General features: G+C 67.7%; 19 protein-coding genes. 12 read left to right on the forward strand and 7 right to left on the reverse strand.

The genetic code is table 11. The features are described 5' to 3' along the window. The first annotated feature begins 3 nt into the window (after positions 1-3). Positions 4-726, forward strand: a complete 723-nt coding sequence (locus tag ACTDI4_RS20720) for a beta-ketoacyl-ACP reductase (RefSeq protein WP_442842947.1) — start codon at positions 4-6, stop codon at positions 724-726. A 43-nt stretch (positions 727-769) separates the two neighbouring features. Here the strand turns inward: ACTDI4_RS20720 and tlpA are convergent, their stop codons facing one another. Continuing rightward, the gene (gene tlpA / locus ACTDI4_RS20725) at positions 770-1486 is read right to left on the reverse strand and encodes a thiol:disulfide interchange protein TlpA (RefSeq protein WP_442842948.1); all 717 of its coding nucleotides are present in this window, start codon (positions 1484-1486) and stop codon (positions 770-772) included. Positions 1487-1531: 45 nt separating this feature from the next. Here tlpA and argH point away from each other — a divergent pair, with 45 nt between their 5' ends. From argH to ACTDI4_RS20745, 4 genes are all read left to right on the forward strand, one after another. Beyond that, positions 1532-2932, forward strand: a complete 1401-nt coding sequence (gene argH, locus ACTDI4_RS20730; RefSeq protein WP_442842949.1) for an argininosuccinate lyase — start codon at positions 1532-1534, stop codon at positions 2930-2932. A gap of 67 nt (positions 2933-2999) precedes the next feature. Further along, positions 3000-3209, forward strand: a complete 210-nt coding sequence (locus ACTDI4_RS20735; protein ID WP_442842950.1) for a hypothetical protein — start codon at positions 3000-3002, stop codon at positions 3207-3209. 18 nt (positions 3210-3227) lie between these two features. Next, the gene (lysA, locus tag ACTDI4_RS20740; RefSeq protein ID WP_442842951.1) at positions 3228-4493 is read left to right on the forward strand and encodes a diaminopimelate decarboxylase; all 1266 of its coding nucleotides are present in this window, start codon (positions 3228-3230) and stop codon (positions 4491-4493) included. 149 nt (positions 4494-4642) lie between these two features. Then, positions 4643-7237, forward strand: a complete 2595-nt coding sequence (locus ACTDI4_RS20745) for a TIGR02302 family protein (RefSeq protein ID WP_442842952.1) — start codon at positions 4643-4645, stop codon at positions 7235-7237. 7 nt (positions 7238-7244) lie between these two features. Here ACTDI4_RS20745 and ACTDI4_RS20750 read toward each other — a convergent pair whose 3' ends face one another. The 3 genes from ACTDI4_RS20750 to ACTDI4_RS20760 form a co-directional block, all read right to left on the reverse strand. Continuing rightward, complete coding sequence (locus tag ACTDI4_RS20750; RefSeq protein WP_442842953.1) at positions 7245-7628, reverse strand: response regulator; 384 nt, start codon at positions 7626-7628, stop codon at positions 7245-7247. 61 nt (positions 7629-7689) lie between these two features. Further along, positions 7690-8232, reverse strand: a complete 543-nt coding sequence (gene hpt / locus ACTDI4_RS20755; RefSeq protein ID WP_442842954.1) for a hypoxanthine phosphoribosyltransferase — start codon at positions 8230-8232, stop codon at positions 7690-7692. 24 nt (positions 8233-8256) lie between these two features. After that, positions 8257-8910, reverse strand: coding sequence for a hypothetical protein (locus tag ACTDI4_RS20760; protein ID WP_442842955.1), 654 nt, complete (start codon positions 8908-8910; stop codon positions 8257-8259). A gap of 226 nt (positions 8911-9136) precedes the next feature. On the opposite strand from ACTDI4_RS20760, the gene ftsE reads away from it, so the two are divergent. From ftsE to ACTDI4_RS20780, 4 genes are all read left to right on the forward strand, one after another. Further along, positions 9137-9796, forward strand: coding sequence for a cell division ATP-binding protein FtsE (gene ftsE, locus ACTDI4_RS20765; RefSeq protein ID WP_442842956.1), 660 nt, complete (start codon positions 9137-9139; stop codon positions 9794-9796). Next, complete coding sequence (locus ACTDI4_RS20770; protein ID WP_442842957.1) at positions 9789-10775, forward strand: cell division protein FtsX; 987 nt, start codon at positions 9789-9791, stop codon at positions 10773-10775. Before ftsE ends, ACTDI4_RS20770 begins: the two co-directional genes overlap by 8 nt. 111 nt (positions 10776-10886) lie before the next feature. Next, on the forward strand, positions 10887-11603 hold the full coding sequence (locus ACTDI4_RS20775; RefSeq protein WP_442842958.1) for a YdcF family protein: 717 nt from the start codon (positions 10887-10889) through the stop codon (positions 11601-11603). 110 nt (positions 11604-11713) lie between these two features. Beyond that, positions 11714-12508 (forward strand): lysophospholipid acyltransferase family protein, encoded by a 795-nt coding sequence (locus ACTDI4_RS20780; RefSeq protein ID WP_442842959.1) that lies wholly within the window; start codon positions 11714-11716, stop codon positions 12506-12508. Positions 12509-12513: 5 nt separating this feature from the next. Here ACTDI4_RS20780 and ybgC read toward each other — a convergent pair whose 3' ends face one another. Beyond that, complete coding sequence (gene ybgC, locus ACTDI4_RS20785; RefSeq protein WP_442842960.1) at positions 12514-13002, reverse strand: tol-pal system-associated acyl-CoA thioesterase; 489 nt, start codon at positions 13000-13002, stop codon at positions 12514-12516. Positions 13003-13063: 61 nt separating this feature from the next. Continuing rightward, on the reverse strand, positions 13064-14371 hold the full coding sequence (locus tag ACTDI4_RS20790) for a class II D-tagatose-bisphosphate aldolase non-catalytic subunit (protein ID WP_442842961.1): 1308 nt from the start codon (positions 14369-14371) through the stop codon (positions 13064-13066). A 437-nt stretch (positions 14372-14808) separates the two neighbouring features. Between ACTDI4_RS20790 and ACTDI4_RS20795 the strand changes: the two genes are divergently transcribed. The 3 genes from ACTDI4_RS20795 (at position 14809) to ACTDI4_RS20805 (ending at position 17716) form a co-directional block, all read left to right on the forward strand. Beyond that, on the forward strand, positions 14809-15804 hold the full coding sequence (locus ACTDI4_RS20795; protein WP_442842962.1) for an ABC transporter substrate-binding protein: 996 nt from the start codon (positions 14809-14811) through the stop codon (positions 15802-15804). A 105-nt stretch (positions 15805-15909) separates the two neighbouring features. Continuing rightward, a complete protein-coding gene (locus tag ACTDI4_RS20800) occupies positions 15910-16974 on the forward strand; it encodes an ABC transporter permease subunit (protein ID WP_442842963.1) in 1065 nt (354 codons plus the stop codon). Then, positions 16967-17716 carry an ATP-binding cassette domain-containing protein gene (locus tag ACTDI4_RS20805; RefSeq protein ID WP_442842964.1) on the forward strand — a complete coding sequence of 250 codons (750 nt, stop codon included), beginning with the start codon at positions 16967-16969 and terminating at the stop codon, positions 17714-17716. The genes ACTDI4_RS20800 and ACTDI4_RS20805 overlap by 8 nt, the downstream gene beginning before the upstream one ends. Positions 17717-17738: 22 nt before the next feature. On the opposite strand, the gene ACTDI4_RS20810 is transcribed toward ACTDI4_RS20805, so the two are convergent. Then, positions 17739-18758: a LacI family DNA-binding transcriptional regulator gene (locus ACTDI4_RS20810; RefSeq protein ID WP_442843420.1), complete on the reverse strand. Its 1020-nt coding sequence runs from the start codon at positions 18756-18758 to the stop codon at positions 17739-17741. Positions 18759-18893 lie beyond the last annotated feature (135 nt).

Below are 18893 nucleotides of genomic sequence, written 5' to 3' on the forward strand. Positions count from 1 at the left end.
AGCATGAGCAGGACAGCACTCGTCACCGGCGGCACCCGCGGCATCGGCGCCGCCATCTCGGTGGGCCTGAAGAAGGCCGGCTATCGGGTTGCGGCCAATTATGCCGGCAATGACGAGGCGGCCCAGAAGTTCAAGGCCGAGACCGGCATCGCCGTCTACAAATGGTCGGTCGCCGACTACGACGCCTGCGCGGAAGGCATCGCCAAGGTCGAAGCCGACCTCGGCCCCGTCGACGTGCTGGTCAACAATGCCGGCATCACCCGCGACGCCATGTTCCACAAGATGACGCGCGAGCAGTGGGACGAGGTGATCGGCACCAACCTGAGCGGCGTCTTCAACATGACGCATCCGCTGTGGGGGGGCATGCGCGACAGGAAGTTCGGGCGCGTCATCACCATTTCCTCCATCAACGGCCAGAAGGGCCAGATGGGCCAGGCCAACTATTCGGCGGCCAAGGCCGGCGACATCGGCTTCACCAAGGCGCTGGCGCAGGAGGGCGCGCGCGCCGGCATCACCGTCAACGTCATCTGCCCGGGCTACATCGCCACCGACATGGTGATGGCCGTACCGGAAAAGGTGCGGGAGGGCATCATCGCGCAGATCCCGGTCGGGCGACTCGGCGAAGCCGAGGAGATCGCGCGCTGCGTGGTCTTCCTCGCCTCCGACGAGGCCGGCTTCATCACCGGATCGACGCTGACGGCCAATGGCGGCCAGTATCTGACCTGAGCGGCGCCGGCCGGACCGGATGGCGCGGCGCAAGCCTGCCGCGTCAGCCGCCGAGCGCCGTCTCCACCAGTTTCCTGGCGTCCGCGCCGGCCCATTCCGCCGGCCCGTTCATGTGGCCGATCAGGCAGCCTTCGCCGTCGACCAGCAGCGTCACCGGCAGGCCGAGCGCCAGCCCGCGCTGCTTGGCTTCGTTGAACAGGCCCATGGAGGCGTCGCGGTAGAAGCCGAGCGACTTGACGCCGATTTCCTCGAGGAACTTCTTCGGCTTCTCGTCGGAGCCTGTGTCGACATTGACGGCCACCACCTCGAACCTGTCGCCGCCCATCTCGCGCTGGAGCGCGTCGAGCGCCGGCATCTCGGCGCGGCAGGGCGCGCACCAAGTCGCCCACAGATTGACCAGCAGCGTCCGGCCGGCCCCATTCCTGTCCTTGAAGTCGGCGATCGTCATCTTCTTGCCGTCGGGCCCGTCGAAGGCGAAACCCTTGACCGATTGCGGCGGCTCGGCCGCCATCAGCGCGGCCACCTGCCCCGTTGCCGCGGCGGCCACCGTCTTGGCGCGGCCGGCCTTGGCCGCACAGGCAGCCGCGTCCGCGGTGCTCGCGCCTGTCTCGGCCTGGTCCGCGGCCGCTACCCGGTCCTGTCCGTCGTTGCCAAGGTGGCTTTCCTTGACATATACCGCGGCCACGCCCGCCAGCGCCCCCGCCACGAGGGCCGCCAGGACGAGGCGCGGGGTCGGAAAGAGTCGTTTGCGCTCTGCCATTTTCAAAACTGCTCCCGATACGGGTTATAGCAACGGGTTATAGCGATGGACGACAGCAAGGCCAGCAACCAGATGTGGGGCGGACGATTTGCCTCGGGCCCCGCGGCGATCATGGAAGCGATCAATGCCTCGATCGGCTTCGACAGGAAGCTCTACGCGCAGGACATCCGCGGCTCGCTCGCCCACAGCGAGATGCTGGCCAAGACAGGCATCATTTCGGCCGCCGATCAAGAAAAGATCGCTCACGGACTGAACACGATCCTGAAGGAGATCGAGGAGGGCAGGTTCGAGTTCTCGACCCGGCTCGAAGACATCCACATGAACATCGAGGCCCGCCTCGCCGAGCTGATCGGCCCGGCGGCTGGGCGCCTGCACACGGCGCGCTCGCGCAACGACCAGGTGGCGGTGGATTTCCGCCTCTGGGTCAAGGACGAGCTTTTCCGGGTCGCGGAAGCGCTGAAGGGCCTGATCGCCGCCTTCCTGGAGCGCGCGGAAGAACATGCCGCCACCGTCATGCCCGGTTTCACCCATCTCCAGACGGCACAGCCGGTGACCTTCGGCCACCATTGCATGGCCTATGTGGAGATGTTTTCGCGCGACTTGTCGCGCGTGCGCGACGCGCTTGCGCGCCTGGACGAGAGCCCGCTGGGCGCGGCCGCGCTCGCCGGCACCGGCTTTCCGATCGACCGCCACATGACGGCGCGCGCGCTCGGCTTCCGCGAGCCGACCCGCAATTCGCTCGACAGCGTCTCCGACCGCGACTACGCGCTGGAATTCCTGTCGCTTGCCGCGATCTGCGCCACGCATTTGTCGCGGCTGGCCGAGGAGATCGTCATCTGGTCGACGCCGCAATTCGGCTTCGTGCGGCTGTCCGACTCCTTCTCCACCGGCTCCTCCATCATGCCGCAGAAAAAGAACCCGGACGCGGCCGAGCTCGTGCGGGCCAAGACCGGCCGCGTGAACGGCCATCTCATCGGCCTGCTCACCGTCATGAAGGGACTGCCGCTGACCTATTCCAAGGACATGCAGGAAGACAAGGAAGCCGTCTTCGACGCGGCCGAGACGCTGGACCTGATGCTGGCGGCCATGACCGGCATGGTGCGCGACATGACCGTCAACGAGGCGGCCATGAAAAAGGCGGCCGGCTCCGGCTATTCCACCGCCACCGATCTCGCCGACTGGCTGGTGCGGCGGCTCGGCCTGCCCTTCCGCGAGGCGCACCACGTCACGGGGCGTGCGGTGGCCTTGGCGGAGAGCAAAAAGGCGGGGCTGGAGAAGCTCTCGCTGGAAGAGCTGCGCTCCATCCATCCGGGCATCGAGGACGACGTCTTTTCCGTGCTCACGGTGCAGAATTCGGTGAAGAGCCGTTCGAGCTTCGGCGGCACCGCGCCGGCCGAGGTGAGAAAGCAGGTCCGCTACTGGAAGAAGCGGCTGGCCAAGGCCTGATAGCGGGGTGCAAAGGGCGCGCAACTCCGCTAGAAGCATCACACGAACAGCACGCACGGGTGGACCGATGACCGCAGGCAGGATGGTGGTGACGCTGGCGCTTCTGGCCACGATGATGGCCGTGACCGCCTGCGGGCGCAGGAGCGGCCTCGACACGCCCTACCAGGCCGCCGTTCAGGCGCGCAAGGATGCCGAGAAGGCCAAGCAGCCGCTGCCGCCGGAGCCGCAGAAACCCGAGACCGACAAGCCCTTCATCCTCGACAAGCTCATCCAGTAGCGCTTCGGACCGGACACAGTGAACCATTTCGACTATCGCGACGGCGTGCTGCACGCCGAGGACGTGGCGATCCCCGACATCGCCGCTGAGGTCGGCACGCCCTTCTACTGCTATTCGACCGCCACGCTGACGCGCCATTTCCGCGTCTTTTCGGAAGCTTTTTCCGACCTCGACGCGCTCGTCTGCTACGCCATGAAGGCCAATTCCAACCAGGCCGTGCTGAAGACGCTGGCCAAACTCGGCGCCGGTGCAGATGTGGTTTCGGAGGGCGAGTTGCGGCGGGCGCTGGCGGCGGGCATCCCGGCCGAAAAAATCCTGTTCTCCGGCGTCGGCAAGACGGCGCGCGAGATGGATTTCGCCCTTGAAGCGGGCATCCTGTGCTTCAACGTCGAATCCGAGCCGGAGCTGGAATTGCTATCGGCCCGCGCCGTGGCATTGGGCAGGACCGCGCCGGTGTCGCTGCGCATCAATCCGGACGTGGACGCCAGGACGCACGCCAAGATCTCCACCGGCAAGGCGGAGAACAAGTTCGGCATTGCCCGGCAGAGCGCGCGCGCCGTCTATGCGCGCGCGGCCGAGCTGCCGGGCATCAAGGTCGCCGGCATCGACATGCATATCGGCAGCCAGATCACCGAACTGCAGCCTTTCGACGACGCGTTCGGGCTGCTGGCCGAGCTTGTCGGCACGCTGCGCGCCGACGGCCACGCGATCGAGCATGTCGACCTCGGCGGCGGGCTGGGCATTCCCTACCGCGCCGACAACGACCCGCCGCCGCTGCCCGACGCCTATGCCGCCATCGTGCGCAAGCATGTCGCCCGGCTGGGCCTGAAGGTGATGTTCGAGCCCGGCCGCATGATCGCCGGCAATGCCGGCATCCTGGTTTCGGAAGTCATCTACGTGAAGGAGGGCGAGGCGAAGAACTTCCTCATCGTCAACGCCGCCATGAACGACCTGATCCGGCCGACCCTCTACGAAGCCTTCCACAGCATCCGCCCGGTCGTGCAGCCACCCGTCGATGCGCCACGCATGAAGGTCGACGTCGTCGGCCAGGTCTGCGAGACCGGCGACTATCTCGGCCTCGACCGTGACCTGCCGCGCCTGCAGGCCGGCGACCTGATCGCCGTGGGCACGGCCGGCGCCTATGGCGCCGTGCAGGCCGGCACCTACAACACCCGCCTGCTGGTGCCGGAAGTGCTGGTCGACGGCGACCGTTTCGCCGTGGTGCGCCCCCGCGGCACCTATGAGGAACTGATCGGCCTGGACCGTCTGCCGGACTGGCTATAGAAGCGGGCGGGACGGCGATCGCCGCCTTTTCGCGGAACCTGCCTCGCCTTTGCCGTGTTTGCTGTTATGCTTTTGCGATGGGGCCGCGCCCGCCTGGCCCGGCCTCGAAAAGCAAGGCCCGTTGACGAAGGGCCGATGACGAAAGGCCGATGACGCAACGACCCGCAGCAGACGACGATCGTAGCCTCCGGGCGCGCCTGGCCGCGAGCCGGCTGGCCACCGGCGCGGTCATGGTGCTGGAACGCGGCTGGCCTCTGGTGCTGCCGCTCGTCCTGGTGGCCGGGCTCTTCCTCTCCTTCGCCTGGCTCGGCCTGTTCGCGCGCCTGCCGGATACCGCGCGGCTGGCCGTCCTCGCGCTTTTCGGCCTGTCCGGCCTCGCCTGCCTCTACCCGCTGCGCTTCTTCCGCCTGCCGCAGGCGCTGGAGATCGACCGCCGCATCGAGGCCGCCAATGCGCTTCTCCATGCTCCCCTCCGCACCCAGACCGACCGCCCGAGCGGGCATGAGACCGGCTTTTCGCGGGCGCTCTGGCGCGAGCACCAGCGGCGCATGGCGCAAAGGCTGGGCGCGCTGGGCGCCGATCTGCCGCGCACCCGCATTCCCGAGCGCGACCCGTGGGGCCTGCGCGCTGCGGTGGCGCTGCTTTTCGTCGTGGCGCTGGCCTTCTCCAGCGGCCCGCTTGGCGGGCGGGTCGCCGACGCCTTCCGGCCGCGTGCCACGGCCGAGGCCGTACCGGCGCGCATCGACGCCTGGGTGACGCCGCCCGCCTACACCGGCAAGCCGCCGATCCTGCTCACCGCCGGCGTCAACCAGGCGACGAGTTCCTTCACGGTGCCCGCCGGCAGTGCCGTTGCGCTCCGCATTTCCGGCGGCGCAGGCGACGAGACGCTGGACTATACCGACAAGGCCGGCGCCAGCCGCGCCATCGCGCCGGAACAGCCCGAAGCCGGGCCGCAGACCGCTTCGGCGTCCGGCGACGCGACAGCGGCCGCCCGCCGCTTCGCCGGCAGGCTGGACGCCGACGGCACGCTGATATTGAAATCGGGCGAGCAGGAACTGGGCCACTGGGCCTTCACGGTGGTTCCCGACCGGCCGCCGCAGATCAGCTTCGCGGGCGAGCCCAAGCGTGCCGTCAACGGCGCGTTCGAGCTGAACTACAAGATCGAGGACGACTATGGCGCGGCCTCCGCCAAGGCCGAATTCGCGCTGGCCGACCCGCAGGCGCCGAATGCGCGCCCGCTCTACGGGCCGCCCGAAATGCCGCTCGCCCTGCCCCGCCGCGGCGGCAAGACCGACGCCGCCAAGACGATCAAGGACCTGACCCAGCACGTGTGGGCGGGCAGCGCCATCCGCCTGACGCTGGAAGCGACCGACGACGCCGGCCAGAGCGGCAGAAGCGAGACAAAAACGCTTGCCCTGCCGGAGCGGCCCTTCACCAACCCGCTGGCGCGCGCGGTAATCGAGCAGCGCCGCCTGCTGGGGCTCGACGCCAACGCCAAGCCGCGCGTGCTCGATCTCATGGACGCCATCACCCTGCGCCCGGAAGACACGTTCGACAACATGGCGCATTATCTGGCGCTGATGAGCGCGCGCAGCCGGCTGAAGCTGGCCCGCACCGACGACCAGCTTCGCGGCGTCGTCTCCTATCTGTGGGACATCGCCCTCGGCATCGAGGAAGGCGATCTTTCCGCCGCCGAAAAGCGGATGCGCCAGGCGCAGCAGAACCTGCAGGATCTGCTCAAGAACGGCGGCAGCGAGGAAGAGGTCGACAAGGCGATGAAGGAGCTGCGCCAGGCGATGGAGGAGTTCCTGCGCGAGTTCGCCGAGCGCAACAAGCAGAACCCCAACGCCATGCAGATGCCGCCCGATGGCCAGGAACTGCGCGAGAGCGACCTGAAGCGCCTGATGGACCAGATCGAGAATCTGGCCAAGTCCGGCAACCGCGACAAGGCCCAGGAGCTTTTGTCGCAGCTCGAAAACATGATGAACAATCTGCAAGCCGGCCGCAGCCAGCAGCCGGGCCAGCAGGACGGCGAATTGCGCCAGCAGATGGACAAGCTCGGCGAGATCATGCGCCGCCAGCAGGAAATGATGAACGAGACCTTCCGGCTGGACCAGATGCAGCGCGGCCAGAACGGACAGGAAGGGCAGGACGAATTCGGCCAGGACGGCCAGCAGGGGCAGCAACCAGGGCAGCGGGGCGAGAACGGACAGGGCGGCCAGGGCCGCAACGGCAGGCCGATGACGCCGCAGGAATTCGCCGACGCGCTGAAGCAGCTTCAGGAGGGCCAGGGCAAGCTGCAGGGTGACCTCGAGCAGTTGGGGAAGGGCCTGGAAGGCATGGGCCTGGCGCCCAACGAAGGTTTCGGCGAGGCCGGCCGCGCCATGGGCGATGCCGAGCAGGCGCTTGGCGAGGGGCGCGGCGAGCGCGCCGTGGGCCAGCAGGGCCGCGCGCTGGAGGCGCTGCGCAAGGGCGCCCAGGACATGATGCAGCAATTGCAGGCCATGCAGGGCGACGAGGGCAGCGGCGGCCGCGGGGCCCGCGGGCAGAATGCCGACCGCGACCCGCTCGGCCGGCCGCGCGCCACCAACGGGCCGGATTTCGGCGATTCGGTGAAGGTGCCGGACGAGATCGACGTCCAGCGCGCCCGTCAGATCCTCGAAGCCATCCGAAAGCGGCTGGGCAATGCGCTCTCGCCCGAAATCGAACGCTCCTATCTCGAACGGCTGCTGGAGCTGAAATAGCTCCCCGTCAGGCCGCCGGCTGCGCGGCCAGGGCCAGCGCGCGGCCGACCCTGTCGCGGATCTCGGCCAGCGTGAACGGCTTCTGCATCACGTCCAGCACGATGCCGTTGAGTTCCTCGGCGCGTTCGCGCTGGTCGGCATAGCCGGTCATCAGCATGATCTTCAGCGACGGGAAGGCGGCGGCGGCCGCCTGCGCCATTTCGATGCCGTCCATCTCCGGCATGCGGATGTCGGAGACGACGAGATCGTAGCCGCCTTGCGCGGCTCGGATGCAGTCGAGCCCCTGCGCGCCGTCGGCGGCAAGTTCGACGCTGTAACCGGCGCGCTCCAGCGCTCGGGCGGAAAGTGTGCGGACGGACTCGTCGTCCTCGACGATCAGAAGCTTTGTCATGCGCCGGACAATGGCGCCCAATAGTTAAACTTTCGCTGAAATACGTCCCGCCGGGGCGATCTCAGGCGTCGCCCGTCACCACGCCGACGAAGGGCAGCTCGCGGAAGGCATGGCCGACATCCATGCCGTAGCCGACGACGAAATAGTCGGGGCAGTCGAAACCGACATAGTCGGCGTTGAGCGTGGTCTGGCGGCGCATGCGCTTGTCGAGCAGCACGGCGACGGAGCAGCTTTTTGCGCCCCGCGACAGCATCAGCTCGCGGGTGAACGACAGCGTCTTGCCCGATTCGAGTATGTCGTCGATGAGCAGCACATCGCGGCCGGCGACCTCGTTGTCGATGTCGCGCAGCACCCTCACCTCGCCGCTGGTGGTGCCGGCGCCATAGCTGGAGATGAAGATGAATTCGACTTCCGGCGACAGGCCGACATCGTGCATGGCCCGGATCAGGTCGGCGGCGAAGACGAATGAGCCCTTCAGGATCGAGATGACCAAAAGGTCGTGATAGTCGCGCGCGGCGATCTCCTTGGCGAGTTCCAGGTTGCGGCGCGCGATGGCCGACGCCGAATACAGAACCTCGATGTTCTTGCCGCGAACGACCGGCATGCAACGCCCTTCCCTTCAAGACGCCTATTCGGCGAAACCGACCGTGACGGCCGTGACCCCGTTTCTAGGCACCTCGACGCGGCTGGAAAAGACAAATCTTTCGCCCGGCTCCAGGGGACGGCCGGATGTCCCCAGCCTGTAGCGCGTGATGCGGCCGTCATTGCCCGTTACCTTGATGTCGAGCGGCGGCAGCGGCACGGCGGCGGCGCCGTCGTTGCCGGCCTCGCCATCCACCAGAAGCACGGGCCGCAGTCCGGTCCCGTCCACACGAGAGGTGACGCCCGAAATGCTGAGCACGGCCGCCGCGTCCTGTTGTGCGAAGAGCGGCAGGCCGCGCACCAGCGCATGACCGCCCGCGATCCAGAAGGCCACCAGCACCAGGAAAAGGCCGGCGGTCCAGAAGATCGGCCCGCCGCGAGAGGCCTGCCCGCGTGCCTGCGGCGCTGCGTTTCTGCGCAGCATCGCCATGCCTTCGCGCGGCGGCCCATCCCCGGCCGAGACGAAATCGCGGGGCGCAGGGCGCGAACGCCGCCCGGCCGCCGGGCTTTCCAGAATCTCGAAATCGGCGTCCACTATGTCGAGGCCGGGCGCCGCCATGCGCCGCCGCCGCTCCGGGCCGGCTTCCTGCCCGGTCATGATTTCGCCGGAAACCCGGCGTGCGCTACGCTTGTCGGGCATGGGGTATGAAGATCCCGTCTATTGGCCGGTCTCGTCCGTCCGCGATCGCTGTCCGTTACCGGCGCGTAAATGAAAATGATTAATGTTTTGCCACCGGAGCCGTTTTGCCGAGTCGAAATGCATTGAAATTTAACCTGCGGTTAACCAAGGCGCCCGATGGTCGTGGCGAAGGACGGCCCTCGCCTGGCCGGCCGCCGTTCCCGTCCGCAGTTCCAGGTCCATTGCCGTGATCCGCTTCGAAAATGTCGGCCTGCGCTACGGCATGGGACCCGAGATCCTCCGCGACATTTCCCTGCACGTCCCGGAGCGCTCGTTCCAGTTCCTCAGCGGCCCTTCGGGCGCAGGCAAGACCACGCTGCTGCGGCTGCTGTTCCTGTCGCTGAAGCCGACGCGCGGGCTCATCACCGTCTTCGGCAAGGACCGTTCCCGCATCACCCGCCAGGAACTGCCGCTGCTGCGCCGCCGCATTGGCGTGGTGTTCCAGGACTTCCGCCTGCTCGACCACATGACCACCTACGAGAATGTCGCGCTGCCGCTGCGCGTGCGCGGGCGCGAGGAGGCGAGCTACCGCACCGACGTGACGGAACTGCTGAAATGGGTGGGCCTCGGCGAGCGCATGCATGTGCTGCCGCCGGTGCTCTCGGGCGGCGAGAAGCAGCGCGCCGCGATCGCCCGCGCCCTGATCGAGCAGCCCGAGATCCTGCTGGCCGACGAGCCGACCGGCAATGTCGACCCGCAGCTTGCGCGCCGCCTGCTGCGCCTGTTCATCGAGCTGAACCGGCTGGGCACCGCCGTGGTCATCGCCACCCACGATCTCGGCCTCATGGACCAGGTGGACGCAAGGCGTCTGATCCTGTCGGGCGGAAGGCTGGACATCTATGACTGAGCTGCCCGCCGAAGACGACGACATCCACGACGTGCCGGACGCCTATCCCAAGGCGCGCATGCAGCGCCGCATGGCGCCCCTGGTGCCGGCACAGAACATCGCCGGGCGGGCGCTGGTCTGCGTCATCGCCATCATGACCTTCCTGTCCTGCCTGACCTTCGGCGCGGTGACGCTGGTGCGCGACACCGCCGCCATCTGGGAGAACCAGATCTCGCGCGAGGCGACGGTGCAGATCAAGCCGGCCGACGGGCTCGACATGGAGGCGGCCCTTGCCGCCGCCGCCGAGATCGCCGCCGCCTTCCCCGGCGTCAAGAACACCAAGATCGTCGATCGTGCCGCAACCGCGCGCCTGCTGGAGCCCTGGCTGGGCCCCGGCCTCGACATCGATCAATTGCCGGTGCCGCGGCTGGTGGTCGTCACCATCGACCAGGCCGGGCCGCCCGACTTTGCCGCCATGCGCCAGGCGCTCGCGCAGAAACTGCCCAGCGCCACGCTGGACGACCACCGCACCTGGGTGGACCGGCTGGTGGCGATGGCCCACACCACGGTCACGGCAGGCATCGCGGTGCTCGCGCTGATGCTTTCGGCGACGGTGCTGACGGTGGTGTTCGCCACGCGCGGCGCCATGGCCGGCAACGGGCATATCATCGAGGTGCTGCATTTCGTCGGTGCCGAGGCCCGCTTCATCGCGCGCGAATTCCGCCATCAGTTCCTCGTCACCGGCATGAAGGGCGCCGTGGCCGGCGGCGTGGCGGCGATCCTCGTCTTCGTCGCCTTCTCCTGGTGGGCGGGCCGCAACATGGCGACCCCGCAGGCCGACCAGGCCGCGGCGCTGTTCGGCACCTTCGCCATCGGCTGGAGCGGCTATCTCGGCGTCGCCCTGATGGTCGCGGTGATCGGCGCGCTGACGGCAGGCACGTCGCACGCCACGGTGATTGCCTATCTGAGCGACATTGACGAGCGTCAGACGGACGGCTGAGATGAGGAGGCGACGGCGAGCGCGCGCCCACTTCACGCAACGGAAACCCGCCGTAACGCAATGTGGGGTAGCGCCCCCTGTCAAAGGCGGCGGTTCAAGGTTAACCATGGCATGATGAAGGGCTCTGATTCCATCGAAACGGCTGGCGCCGCGCCGGTGGCGGTCGGTGCTGCGCGGCCTTCGCCGCGCGCGCGCATGGGCCTGCGCGCCGGCCTGCTGCTCCTGGCGGCGTCGGCAATCGCCTTTCTCGGCGGTTTCGGCTGGTTCGCCAGCCATGTCAGCCATCTGCGCACGCCTGCCGACCCGCAAAAGGCCGATGCCATCATCGTGCTGACCGGGGGCCAGTCACGCATCGACGCCGCCCTGGATCTTCTGGAATCGGGCAAGGGCGAGCGGTTGCTGATCAGCGGCGTGCATCCGGCCGCCAGCCGGCGCCAGCTCCAGAAGGCGATCGGCGGCGACAAGCAGCTTTTCTCCTGCTGCGTCGACATCGACCACGCCGCCCTCGACACGATCGGCAATGCCGAGGAAAGCGCCAAATGGGTGGAGAGCCACGCCTATGGCAGCATCATCCTCGTCACCAACAACTACCACATGCCGCGCAGCCTGCTGGAGATGGGCCGCCTGCTGCACGGCGCCCGGCTGGAGCCCTATCCCGTGGTCAACGCCAATCTCGGCAATGGCGGCTGGCTGACCAAGCCGGAGGCGCTGCGGGTTCTTTTCACCGAATACAACAAATATCTGCTGGCGCTGGCACGCGGCGTGGTGCCGGTTCGTCCCACGGCCGGCGGCATCGCGCTCGCCGACGCAGGCCCGCACCGCAACTGAACCGCCGCGACGTCTGGCCGGCGCCGGGCAGCGGTGCCCGCATGTCTGCGCTTTCCTTTTCGGCCCTGTTTGGTGTAACCAGCGCGGGTCTCCCACCGGGCTTTCCGCGCATGCTTCAAATCCGCTCGCTGGCGTTCAACCTGGCCTTCTACGCCAGCATGATCGCCCAGATGATATTCTGGGCGCCCTTCTATTTCCTGGCGCCGCGCCGCCGCGCCTGGTTCGTGCCGAAATTCTGGTCGCGCAGCAGCCTGTGGCTCTACGACAAGATCGCAGGCACCCGCAGCGACATCACCGGCCTGGAAAACCTGCCGCAGGGCTCCTTCATCCTGGCGCCGAAGCACCAGTCGCTGTGGGATACGATCGCCTTCTTTCCCTTCCTCCGCGACCCGCTCTACATCCTCAAGCGCGAGCTGACCTGGATCCCGTTCTTCGGCTGGTACATCCTCAAGATGCGCATGATACCGGTCGACCGCGGCAACCGCGCCAAGGCGCTGCGGCAGGTGGTGGCCGCCACCAAGCAGGAAATGGCGCGCAATCCGCGCCAGCTCATCATCTATCCCGAGGGCACGCGCCGCCCGCCGGGCGCGGAGCCCGCCTACAAATACGGCATCGTCGAGCTTTACATGCAGCTCGGCCTGCCGGTCGTGCCGGTGGCCCATGTGGCGGGTCTCTACTGGCCGCGCCGCAAGTTCCTGCGCTATCCGGGCACCATCCGCGCCCGCTTCCTGCCGCCCATTCCGCCCGGCCTTGCCAAGGACGAGTTCATGCGCCGCCTGATCGGCGAAACCGAGGCGGCCTGCGACGCCCTGCTCGTGGAGGCCGCGCAGGGTAAAAATCCGCCGCCGCTGCCGCCCTCGGCCCAAAAGCGCCTCGCCGAACTGGCGCAACAGGCCGGGAACTGACCGCCTCAGCGGCGGTCCGGCGCGGCCGCCGTGCGAGGCATGAAGGCCGCCACCCATTCCTTGGGAAAACGGCGCGGCCGGCCGCCCTCGCCGATGATGGCGGCCTCGACCCTGGCCTCCACCAGAACCTCGTCCGCCCGCTTCAACTGCTGGGCCATGACGATGCGCGCGCCCGAAATGCCTTGCGTGCGCGTTTCCACGGTGAGGATGTCGTCGATGCGCGCCGGCGCGCGGAAGTCGATCTCCATGCGCCGAACCACCCACACGATGCGCTCGCCATGCTTGCCTTCGGCCAGCTCCGTATGGTGCACGCCCGCCAGCCGCAGGAAATCGGAACGGCCGCGCTCCAGGAACTCCAGATAGCGGGCGTGGTAGACGACACCGGAGAAATCGGTGTCGGCATAGTAGACGCGCGCCATCAGCCGGTGGCCGAAATCCGTGAGCGCGCCCGACAGGCCGGCGGCCAGGTCCGCCGTTTCAGCATGATCGACCATTGCGCTTCCTCTTCCATCCCGGGCAGACAGGTGGTGGCTGCCCATGAACCCGATGACAGCATCACCGGCCCTGATCAAGACCCTGGCCGCCGGGGGCGACCGCGAGATAGGGCGCGAGCGCCGACTGGACCTCGGCGAAGATCAAGGATTTGGCCGGGGAATACCCGGCTTCGCGCAGCGCCTGCGCCCGCTCCGCCACGTGGCGGGAGAAGTGCTGCAGAAGGACCGGGTCGGCCGGCCGCAGCGCGTCGAATGCCGCTTCGAGATCCGCAACGGCGGCTGCCGCCTCGGGCCTGGCCCAGTAGTAGCGTATGCGATCGGCATAGCCGAAGTGACGCAGCAGCGCGACGGCGTCTTCCGTACCGGAATAGTGCGCCCGCCAATGATCCGGATATGACAGCATCAGCTCGTCCATGAGCTGCGGCAGCGGCCGCAGCGGCGTGGCGGGACGGCACAGGCGCACGAGCGCATCGAGGGCGTAGGCCGCGCGCCGATAGGCGAAGGTCAGGGCGGGCCCGACCTTCAGCACGGCAAAGTGCCGGCGTGCCAGTTCGGCGAACACGGTGTCGGGCTGATAGTCTGTCGAATGCGCCTCGAAGGCGATGCCGGGACGGCCCGCAAGCGCCGACGACAGTTCGTCGGGAACGGACGGATCGAACAGGTCGACATGATCGGGGCCGAATTCGACGCCGGGCTGCACCACCAGGCCGGCGACGCGCCGGAAGGCGGCCTCCAGCCCCCGCGCGCGGAACGCCGCGTCGTGCCGGTCCAGCGTCGCCGCCGCGCGTGCCAGCGTCGTCACCTCGATCGGCTGGTGCGTCCCGCCGCCGCGCGCGCCGCCCGGCGGCGGCACTTCCGTGCCGACGACATAGCTGATCGCAGAGGCATCGGCCGCCGCCGTCTCGCAGACCTCGGCCAGGTCCGCGGCGCGCGCGGCCGCCAGCTCGTCGCCCACCTGCGCAGGCTCGCCGCGGCACCCTTCGGAGCAGTCCAGATGGATCTTGGAGAACCCGGCCTCGACATAGGCCCTCGCCATGTCCCTGGCCTTCGCCATCGCAGACGCGGCGTCCTCCGCACGCCAGGCCTGCGGCCCCAGATGATCGCCGCCGAACAGCACGTGATCGCGCCCAACGGCCAGCCGGTCGCAAAGCCGGTGCACGAAGCCGACGAAATCGGCGGGCTGCATCCCGGTGTAGCCGCCGAACTGGTTGACCTGGTTGCTCGTGGATTCGACCAGAAGCGTCTTTCCCGCCTCGCCGGCGAGCAGCAGGGAAGCGGACAGCACGTCGGGATGGGCCGAGCAGACGGCCGTCAGCGCCACCGCCTCGCCCGCCCGGTTGCGACGCACCACTTCCTCAAGTGCCTTCATGGGGTTTCGCTCCTGAACCCGGAAAAGACCATCGAACGGCCGTCGGCCAATCCGGAACCTTGCCGTGAATTTCGGACAGGGTACCTGCCGCCCGATCTTTCGTCGCGTAAATTTTCACATTTTCGCGCATCAACTATATTGACTCCAACTCCTCCAGCGGCATGCTAATCTGGTCGCCGTGGAGGACGGCACGGCGCCGGGGGCGAAGCCAGCGCGACAAGATCGGGAACGGAAGGAGGGCCTGGACACCAGGCCGTGCCCGCGCTTCCGCCCCCTGGAGGACAAGGCCCTCGCCGGCCGGGAAAAGAGAAAGGACTGCACAGGAAATTGCACTCGGTGCCAGCCGCTTGCCGGCGTGATCCGTCACTTCACCGAGCGGGCAGACCAAATCGTCATTCAGTCACAGGTTCGTACAAAGCTCATTCAGGGAGGAAACCATGGAGCGCCGTACTGTTCTCAAGACTGCCGCGGCAGCCGTCGTCGCCACGTCGTTCGGGCTGACCGTCAGCCCCGGCCTTGCACAGGGCGAGAAGAAATTCACGATCGCCCTGATCCCCGGCCTGACCACCGACGCCTTCTACATCACCATGCGCAAGGGCGCGCAGGCCGCCGCGGACGCGCTGGGCGTGGAACTGGCGTTCCAGGGCGCGCCCGAATTCAACGCGGTGCTGCAGGTTCCGGTGCTCGACGCGGTGATCGCGCGCCAGCCCTCCGCCATCCTGATCGCGCCCACCGACACCAGGCAGTTGATCGAGCCGCTGCGCAAGGCCTTCGACGCCGGCATACCGGTCATCACCGTCGACACCTTCATCGGCGACGGCAAGTACCAGACCGGTTCCGGCGACGCCGACTTCCCGCTCTCCTATATCGCATCGGACAACATCCTCGGCGGGCGCATAGCGGCGCGGTCGCTGGCCAAGGCGATCGGCGAGGAAGGCAAGGTCTACGTCTCCAACGTCAAGCCGGGCATCTCCACCACCGACCAGCGCGAGCAGGGCTTCAAGGAGGAGATCGCCGAACACTTCCCCAAGATCACCGTGCTCGAGACGCAGTTCAACGAAGACGACGCCAACAAGGCGGCCAGCCAGTTGCAGGCGATGTTCGCGCGCAATTCCGACCTCAAGGGCGTGTTCGGGGCCAACCTGTTCTCCGCGCTCGGCGCCGGCAACGGCGTGAAGCAGGCTGGCCAGACCGGCAACATCAAGGTGGTCGCCTTCGACGCGCCCACCAGCATCGTCGAAGACATCAAGTCCGGCCTGGTCGACGAGGCCATAGCCCAGCATCCGGCCGAGATCGGCTATTTCGGCGTGGTCGCGGCCTTCGCCCATCTGACCGGCCAGTCGATCCCGGTTCTGATCGGCACCGGCTTCACCGTGATCGACAAGGACAATGTCGACGATCCGAACGTGGCCAAGTACATTTATTCCGACTGAGCGAATGACGGGCTTCCCGGTTCTGCCGGGAAGCCGTTCATGCCCGCCCGAAGGGCGGCACCCGGCAAGAAAATTCCCGGCGGGTGAGCCCCGGCAGGTGGATAGATGACGACAACCGAAAGCAAGGCGCCGGCCGGCGAAGCCCATGCGAGGCCGCAAGCCGACCACGCCGACCGTGCCAAGAGCCTGGTCCAGCGCATCGCCGACCTCAGGGCGTGGCTGTTCCTTGCCGCGCTGATCATCGGCTTCGAGGTCTGGGCCCGCGTCAGCTTCGGCGGCACCTTCATCCTCAACCCGTTCAACCTGCAATCCATCGCCATCTTCGCGGTCGCCCCGCTGCTGCTGGCCGTGGGGCAGACCTTCGTCATCATCTCCGGCGGCATAGACCTGTCGGTGGGCTTCATCATGGGGCTGGCGGCCGTGGTTGCGGCCCATGCCATCAATGCCGCCACCGCCTCGATGGGCATGCCGCTGGCGGTCCTGCTGGGCACGCTGGCGGCGGTGCTGGTGGCCTGCATTCCCGGCTTCATCAACGGGCTTCTCGTTTCGCGCCTGCGCGTGCCGCCCTTCATCGGCACGCTCGGCATGTTCGGCGTGGCGCGCGGCGTCGCCTTCCTGCTGGCCGGCGGCACCACCGTGCCGGTCAGCAACTCCTTCTTCGCCACCATCGGCAACGGGCGCGTCATGAACGTGCCCTACATCGTCATCATCGCCATCGTGGTCGTGCTGGTGATGCACTACCTGCTCAGCCAGACCCGTTTCGGCCAGCACAACTACGCGATCGGCGCCAACCCGCAGGCCGCCCGGCGCGCCGGCATCGACATCAAGTGGCACCAGTTGCGGCTCTATGTGCTCTCGGCCGCATGCGCGGGCCTGGCGGGGGTGCTCTATTCGGCGCGCTTCAACGCCGGCGCCGCCCAGGCGGGCGAGCCCCTGCTGCTCGACAGCGTCGCGGCGGTGGTGATCGGCGGGGCGAGCCTGTTCGGCGGATCGGGCACCATCCTCGGCACCGTCGCCGGCGCGCTGGTCATCGCCATCATCCAGTACGGGCTGGTATTCGTGAATGTCGAGCCGTTCTGGCAGTTCATCGGCGTCGGCGTGGTCATCATCATCTCGGTGCTGATCGACCAGGCGCAGCGCCGCTTCAGCGGAGGCAGGCAGGATGAATGACGCAGTCCAGCCCCTGCTCGAGGTTCGCAACCTGTCCAAGAACTTCGGCGCGGTGCAGGCGCTGAGCGACTTCTCTATGGTGGTGCACCCCGGCGAGGTGGTGGCGCTGGCCGGCGACAACGGCGCCGGCAAGACCACGCTCATCAAGACCATCTCCGGCGTGTTCAGGCCCTCCTCCGGCGAAATCCGCATCAAGGGCGAGCCGGTCTCCTTCACCACGCCGCAGGAGGCGCGCGACAAGGGCATCGAGACGATCTACCAGGACCTCGCCCTGGCCGACAACCTGTCGATCGGGGCCAACATCTTCCTCGGCCGCGAGCCGATGCGCCGGGCCCTCGGCTTCCTGCCCGTGCTCGACCGCAGGACCATGGCGGAAGCGGCGCGCGAAACCATGGCGGTGCTGGATTTCCACGTCAGCCGCCTGGACGCCCCGGTGAGCAATTTCTCCGGCGGCCAGCGGCAGGCGGTGGCGATCGGGCGCGCCGTCTACTGGAACGCGCAGATCCTCATCATGGACGAGCCCACGGCGGCGCTGGGCGTGCCCGAGCAGCGCAAGGTCATCTCGCTCATCCGCCAGCTCAAGGCGCAGGGGCGCGGCGTGATCTTCATCTCGCACAATCTGCAGGACATCTTCGCCGTGTCGGACCGCATCATCGTGTTGCGGCGCGGCGTGACGGCCGGCGAGCGCAGGATTTCCGAAACCACCCATGACGAAGTGGTCAAGCTCATGGTGGGCGGTTGACGCCGGCGCCCCGCCGCCCGCCTCACGCGGAAGCGCGCAGCACCAGTTCGGCGTCGAGCAGGATGTGGGCGCCGCGCGTCGGCGGCGCGTCGAACACGCGCGAACTGTCCAGCCGCGAAAGCAGCAGGTTGATGGCGATCCTTCCCATCTCGGCCGTGTTCTGCTGCACCGTCGTCAGCGGCGGCCAGATATATTCCGACAGGGGCTGATTGTCGTGGCCCGCCACGCGCAATTCGCAGCCGGGCTCGATGCCGACCTTGATGCCGGCCTGGTTGACCGCCGCCAGCACGCCGAAGGCCACGCGATCGTTGCCGCACAGCACGATCCGGCTCGGGAACCCGCCCTCGCCCAGCACGCGGTTGGCCTCCTCGAACGCATAGCGCTCGAAATCCCAGCTCATGGAGTGCCTGAGTTCGACCAGCAGCGGCTCCATCCCGCGCCGCCGCATGGTGGCGACATAGGCGTCGCGCCGCCCCTCGCCGTTGGAATTGACCCAGGGCATGTCGAAATAGCACGGTCGCTCGCCGAACCGGGTCAGGTAGTCGGTGATCAGCGCCATGCTTTGCGCGTTGTTGGTGCCGACGAAGGTTTCCTCGGCATCGAAGGGGGCGTCCATGAAGACGACCGGAACGGTGCGGGCCAGCGCCTTGACCTTGGCGCGGTGCGCCGCATCGCCGCCCACCGGCACCATGAGCACGCCCGCCACGTTGAGCGAGGTCAGCGTTTCGAGCGCCTGCGCCTCCATCTCGGCCTTGCCGTCGGAGGAGAAGACGAAGGGCAGGTAGCCGGCATTCGCCGCTTCGCTCTCGATGCGGCGGCGCAGGCCCATGTAGAAGGGATCGAGCGAGTTCGGGAAGATCAGCCCGATGATCTTGGTGCGGCGGCGGTTCAGGTTGACGGCGAACAGGTTCGGCCGGAAGCCGGTCTCCTTCAGCCCCGCCTCGATGCGCTCGCGCACTTTGGCCCGCACCGAGGCCGGGTCCTGGAAATATTTCGAGACCGTCGGCCGGGACAGGCCCACGGCCACGGCGAACTCCTCCATGGTCCGCACGCGCTTCCTCGTCATGGTTCCCGCCTTCTCGACCCCTTGCCCGACCGCTTGCCAGCCGTGCAGGGCGTGTGCATATCCAGCGAAATTGCCACCGGTCAAGCCGGGAATCAAATTCAAATTTCCGCG

The sequence above is a fragment of the Mesorhizobium sp. PUT5 genome (assembly GCF_052216645.1).
Lineage (GTDB): Bacteria > Pseudomonadota > Alphaproteobacteria > Rhizobiales > Rhizobiaceae > Mesorhizobium.